The organism is Paracoccus panacisoli (genome assembly GCF_042435015.1).
Classification (GTDB): Bacteria; Pseudomonadota; Alphaproteobacteria; order Rhodobacterales; family Rhodobacteraceae; genus Paracoccus; species Paracoccus panacisoli.
In genome coordinates, this window is record NZ_JBHMQU010000084.1 from 18712 (window position 1) to 24781 (window position 6070).

Annotated in this window: 4 protein-coding genes; 3 read left to right on the forward strand and 1 reads right to left on the reverse strand. The window is 71.6% G+C overall.

From position 1 onward, the window contains the following. Positions 1-1198: DEAD/DEAH box helicase (locus tag ACFHYO_RS14840; protein ID WP_394321404.1), on the reverse strand; the 1198-nt coding region annotated here is incomplete at its 3' end. A 178-nt stretch (positions 1199-1376) separates the two neighbouring features. Here ACFHYO_RS14840 and ACFHYO_RS14845 point away from each other — a divergent pair. From ACFHYO_RS14845 to ACFHYO_RS14855, 3 genes are all read left to right on the forward strand, one after another. Next, positions 1377-3257, forward strand: coding sequence for a cation:proton antiporter (locus ACFHYO_RS14845; protein ID WP_394321406.1), 1881 nt, complete (start codon positions 1377-1379; stop codon positions 3255-3257). 111 nt (positions 3258-3368) lie between these two features. After that, positions 3369-5114, forward strand: coding sequence for an arginine--tRNA ligase (gene argS / locus ACFHYO_RS14850; protein WP_036711139.1), 1746 nt, complete (start codon positions 3369-3371; stop codon positions 5112-5114). 105 nt (positions 5115-5219) lie between these two features. Next, positions 5220-6070 (forward strand): SPOR domain-containing protein (locus ACFHYO_RS14855; RefSeq protein WP_394321408.1); only part of this gene is annotated, 851 nt, incomplete at its 3' end.

The window sequence follows — 6070 nt, forward strand, 5'->3', positions numbered from 1 at the left end:
CGCTCCGCTCGCGGGGGGCGGATTGCGCCGCCTCGGACAGGCTGAACCCCTCGGGCTTCTCGGCCCGGGGCAGGGACTGCTTCACCAGATTCTCGATTGCCGCCAGATACTTCTCGTCCGCCGGCGTCGCGATCGAGATCGCGGTGCCCAGCCGCCCGGCCCGGCCGGTGCGGCCGATGCGGTGGACGTAATCCTCGGCATGGCTCGGCAGGTCGAAGTTCACCACATGGCTCACCGCCGGGATGTCGAGCCCGCGCGCCGCCACGTCCGAGGCCACGAGGAACCGCAGCGTGCCGTCGCGGAACCCGTCCAGCGTCGCCATCCGCACCCGCTGGTCCAGGTCGCCGTGGATCGGCGCCGCGTCATAGCCATGCTTCTTGAGCGACTTCGCCACCACGTCGACCTCGGTCTTGCGGTTGCAGAAGATGATCGCGTTCTTCAGCCCCTCGCCCTCGGCGTCGATCAGCGCCCGCAGCAGCTCGCGCTTCTGCTTGGCGCTCTGGTCCTTGCGGGTGGGGGTCAGCTCGACGAGCTTCTGGGTGATCGTCTCGCTGGTGGTGGCCTGGCGCGCGACCTCGATCCGCACCGGGGCGTTCAGGAAGGTGTTGGTGATCCGCTCGATCTCGGGCGCCATGGTGGCCGAGAAGAACAGCGTCTGCCGGGTCAGCGCCGGGGTCAGCTGGAAGATCCGCTCGATGTCGGGGATGAACCCCATGTCGAGCATCCGGTCGGCCTCGTCCACGACCATGATCTGTACGCCGGTGAGCAGCAGCTTGCCGCGCTCGAAATGGTCGAGCAGGCGGCCGGGGGTGGCGATCAGCACGTCCACGCCGCGGTCGATCAGCTTGTCCTGCTCGCCGAACGAGACGCCGCCGATCAGCAGCGCCTTGGTCAGCCGCGTGTGGCTGGCGTAGGTGTCGAAGTTCTCGGCCACCTGGGCGGCGAGTTCGCGCGTCGGGCACAGCACCAGGCTGCGCGGCATCCGCGCGCGGGCGCGGCCACGGCCGAGCAGGGTGATCATCGGCAGGGTGAAGGACGCGGTCTTGCCGGTCCCGGTCTGGGCGATGCCCAGCACGTCGCGCCCCTCGAGCGCCGGGGGAATCGCCCCGAGCTGGATGGGGGTAGGGGTCTCGTAGCCCGCCTCGGCCACAGCCTTGAGCACCTTGGGGTCGAGCTTGAGATCGGAAAACTTGGTCATCGGGGTCTTTCGGTTGAGTATCGTCGCGGTCCGACGCGCCATTCGGGCGCGGTCACGGGACGCGGCTCATCCATGCGCCCCTCGGCTTGCCCGCCGGACGCGGGCTTGCGGCCCCTAGCGCAAAACCGGCACAAGGTCAATTCCGGCGCCGAGTCGTCGCAAGAGGGAAACAGGCCGGATGGCGACACCGACGACGGGACTGAGCGCGATGGAGGCCTTTGCCGTGATCGGCGTGGCCGGGGTCGGCGCGCAATGGCTGGCGTGGCGGCTGCGGATGCCCGCGATCGTGCTGATGCTGACCGCGGGGCTCCTCCTCGGGCCGGTCACCGGCATCCTCGTGCCCGCCCGCGACATCGGCCCGCTGATCGCGCCGATGGTTTCGCTTGCGGTGTCGGTGATCCTGTTCGAGGGCGGGCTGACGCTCAACTTCCACCGCCTCGCGGATGCGCGCCCGGCGGTGCGGCGGCTGGTCTATGTCGGCGCGCCGCTCGGCTGGCTGCTCTCGACGCTGGCGCTGATCTGGATCGGCGGGCTGAGCTGGAAGGCGTCGCTGGTCTTCGGCGGGATCATGATCGTCACCGGCCCCACGGTGATCGCGCCGCTTCTGCGGCAGGCCAAGCTCGTCACCCGCCCGGCCCAGGTCCTGCAGTGGGAGGGGATCGTCAACGACCCGATCGGCGCGCTGGCCGCGGCGCTGGCGATGCAGATCGTGCTGGTCGCCAACGCCGGGCTCTTCTGGGGCCAGGCGCTCGCCCGCGTGGTGCCGGGCGTGCTCGCCGCCTGCCTGATCGGTATCGCCGCCGGCTGGGCCATCGTGCAGGCGTTCCGCCGCCACATCGTGCCAGAATACATGAAGGTGCCGGTGCTGTTCGTCACCGTCATCGGCGCCTTCACGGCGGCCGACTCGATCCTGCACGAATCCGGGCTGCTGGCGGTGACGCTGATGGGGCTGATCGTCGCGAACGCCAACCTGCCGTCCTACACCGAGCTCTACCGCTTCAAGGAACAGGCGACGGTGCTGCTCGTCTCGGGCGTGTTCATCATCCTCGCCGCGGGGATCCAGTTCTCGCAGCTCACCCAGCTGTCGTGGCGCGCGTTCCTGCTGATCGCGGCGGTGATCCTGCTGGTGCGGCCGGCGACCGTGATGCTGTCGCTGATCGGGACCAACCTGCCGATGAAAGAGCGACTGCTCATCGCCTTCACGGGCCCGCGCGGGGTGGTGCTGGTCGCCGTCTCGGGGATCTTCGCCGAGCGACTGGTGGCCGAGGGGGTGCCCGACGGCGGGATGGTCGCGCCGCTGGCCTTCTGCCTCGTGCTGGCGACGGTGATCCTGCACGGCTTCACCCTTGGGCCGCTGGCGCGGCGGCTGGGGCTCACGTCGGGCGACACGCCGGGGGTGATGATCGTCGGCGGCTCGCCCTTCGCCACCGGCCTCGCCCAGGCGCTGATCAAGGAGGGGGTCGAGGTGCTCGTCACCGACCCCAACCGCGACCACCTGCGCTCGGCCCGCACGGCGGGGGTGCCCACCTACTACGGCGACGTGCTGGGCGAGGCGGCCGAGACGAACGTCGAGTTCCTCGCCTACACTTACGTCGTCGCGGCCTCGGACAATGATGCCTACAACACGCTGGTGGCGACCGACCTCGCGCCCGATTTCGGCCGCGAGGTGATCTGGCAGGTCGCGCGCGAGAACGACGACCGCCCGCGCCACAGCCTGCCCAGCCAGCTGCGCGGGCAGGGGTTCGGCGGCGGGCTGACGCTGGCGCGGCTGAACGAGATGCTGGCCGAGGGCTGGGTCTTCCGCACCACGCGGCTGACCGAGGAATACGGGGTCGAGGACTGGCGCGCCGCCCGGCCGGGCGCGGTGCCGCTGGTGACGCTGGACGACGAGGCCGACCGGATCGTGATGGTCTCGGACCCCGCGCGCATCCCCGACCAGCCCGGGCTTCGGATCGTGTCGCTGATCCCGCCGGAACTCGCCGCCCGCATCCGCGCCGCGGCCAACGACACCCGGTTGCAGCGCGCCGCCGACGACAACGCCGACGCGCTGGACGTCTGACGGCCCGGCCCGCGGCTGGCCCGCTGCGGCGGTGGCCGCCCGCGGTGGCGGGCGGTTGCGGTGGCGGGGCGGCTTCGCTATCGCAGGGTCAAGCTGCATTCCGAGTGATCCATGAACCTCTTCGCCGACATCCGCGCCCTTGTCCTCGACGCGCTTACCGCCATGACCGATGCGGGCGAGCTGCCCGCCGGGCTCAGCTTCGACGCCGTGGCGGTCGAGCCGCCGCGCGATCCGGCGCATGGCGACATGGCGACCAACGCCGCGATGGTGCTGGCCAAGCCCGCCGCGAAGAAACCGCGCGAGATCGCCGAGGCGCTGGCCGCGCGGCTCGGCACCGACCCGCGGATCGAGGCTGCCGAGGTCGCCGGCCCGGGGTTCCTGAACCTGCGCCTCGCGCCCGCGCTCTGGCGCGAGGTGATGGCTGCGGCGCTGGCGGCGCCGGCCGATTTCGGCCGCGTGCCGCAGGGCGCGGGCGAGCGGATCAACATCGAGTTCGTCAGCGCCAACCCGACCGGCCCGATGCACGTCGGCCACATGCGCGGTGCGGTCTTCGGCGACGCGCTGGCCAGCCTGCTGGGTTTCGCCGGCCACGAGGTCACGCGCGAATACTACGTCAACGACGGCGGCGCGCAGGTCGACGTGCTCGCCCGCTCGGCCTATGAGCGCTACCGCGAGGCCCACGGGCTCGAGCCGCAGATCGCCGAAGGGCTCTATCCCGGCGACTATCTGATCCCGGTGGGCGAGGCGCTCAAGGCGCGGTTCGGCGACAGCCTCCTCGACAAGCCCGAGGCCGAGTGGCTGGCCGAGGTGCGCGAGGTCGCGACCGAGGCGATGATGGAGACGATCCGCGCCGACCTCGCCCTGCTGGGCGTCGAGATGGACGTGTTCTCGTCGGAAAAGGCACTCTACGGCACCGGCCGGATCGAGGGGGCCATCGCCCGGCTGGAGAGCGCCGGGCTGATCTACGAGGGCACGCTCGAGCCCCCCAAGGGCAAGCTGCCCGAGGACTGGGAGGCGCGCGAGCAGACGCTGTTCCGCTCGACCGCGTTCGGGGACGACGTGGACCGGCCGGTGAAGAAGTCCGACGGCGCCTGGACCTATTTCGCCCCCGACATCGCCTATCACTGGGACAAGATCGACCGCGGCTACGACCAGCTGATCAACGTCTTCGGCGCCGACCACGGCGGCTACGTCAAGCGGCTGACGGCGGTGGTGCACGCGCTCTCGAACGGGCGGGTGCCGCTCGACATCAAGCTGATCCAGCTCGTGCGGCTGTTCAAGAACGGCGAGCCGTTCAAGATGTCCAAGCGCGCCGGCACCTTCGTCACCCTGCGCGACGTGGTCGAGCAGGCGGGCCGCGACGTGACGCGCTTCCACATGCTGACCCGCAAGAACGACGCACCGCTCGACTTCGACTTCGACAAGGTGCTTGAGCAGTCCAAGGACAACCCGGTGTGGTACGTCCAGTATGCCAGCGCCCGGATCAACTCGGTCCTGCGCCGCGCGGCCGAGATGGGGGTGGACACCTCGGACGCGGCGCTGGCCGCCGCGGACCTCTCGCCGCTCACCCACCCCGCGCAGCTTGCGCTCATGCGCAAGCTGGCCGAGTGGCCGCGCACGGTCGAGATCGCGGCCCGCGCGCATGAGCCGCACCGGGTGGCCTTCTTCCTCTACGAGCTCGCCTCGGACCTGCACGGCTTCTGGAACCGCGGCAACGACGAGGTCGAGCTGCGCTTCGTGACCGAGGGTGACCCGTCTGCAACAGCCGCGAAAATTGCGCTCGCCCGTGCGGTCGGCGTTGTCATTTCGGCGGGCTTGGGTATCTTGGGCGTGACTCCGGCGACGGAAATGCGCTGAGGGCCCCGGTCAGAGCACCGGGGCACGAGATAACGGCGCAGCCTGTCGGGGCACGAGCAGTGAACGACGACCGGGACCACCCGGCGGACAGGCAGGAACACGACGATGACGGTGCTGGATTTCCGCTCGGGCGGATACGCGGATGCGCGTGACGGGCAGCTGTCCGATGACGCGCCGGGCCACGCGACCCATTGGCATGGCGCCCGCCACGGCGAGCCCGCGCCCGAATGGCACCCCGACTGGCACGACGACGACTGGGACGCCACCCGCTACGCCGCCGCCGGCAGCGCCGCGCGGCTCTCGGACCGAGAGGGGGTGCTGGGCCGGGTGGCGCGGCTGACGCATTACCTCGGCGCGCTCGTCTCGGTCGGCCTGATGGTCGGGCTCGCCGTCTGGGGCTACCAGCTCATCGTCCGCGACGTCTCGGGCGTCCCGGTGATCCGCGCGGTCGAGGGCGAGGCCCGCACCGCCCCCGACGAGCCGGGCGGCGAGCTGACCGACCGCACCGGGCTGGCCGTGAACACCGTCGCCGGCGGCGGCAACGCCAAGGCCGCCGACAAGGTGGCGATCGCCCCCGCGCCGACCGCGCTCGACGGGCAGGACGTGGCGATGGGCGAACTCGGCGCCACCGCCCAGAACCCCACCGTGACGAGCGAGGCGGTCGAGGCCCCCGCCCCCGGCGCCATCGCCCTCACGGACAACGAGGCCGCGCGCCTCGCCGCCGAACAGCAGGCCACCGTGCCCGCGGTCGCCCCGCTCGAGGCCGACAGCATCGCCGCCTCGGCCGCCGTCACCGATGTGGCCGGGCTGCCGACCCAGGACACCGCCATCACCGCCGCGCTGGCCGAGGCCGGGGCCGCCCCGGCCGTCACCACGCCGACCCGGCCGCTGCCGCGCCCGCGCCGCATCGCCGCGGCGAGCCAGGTGCCGGTCGCCAACGACGCCGCGCCGCTGGC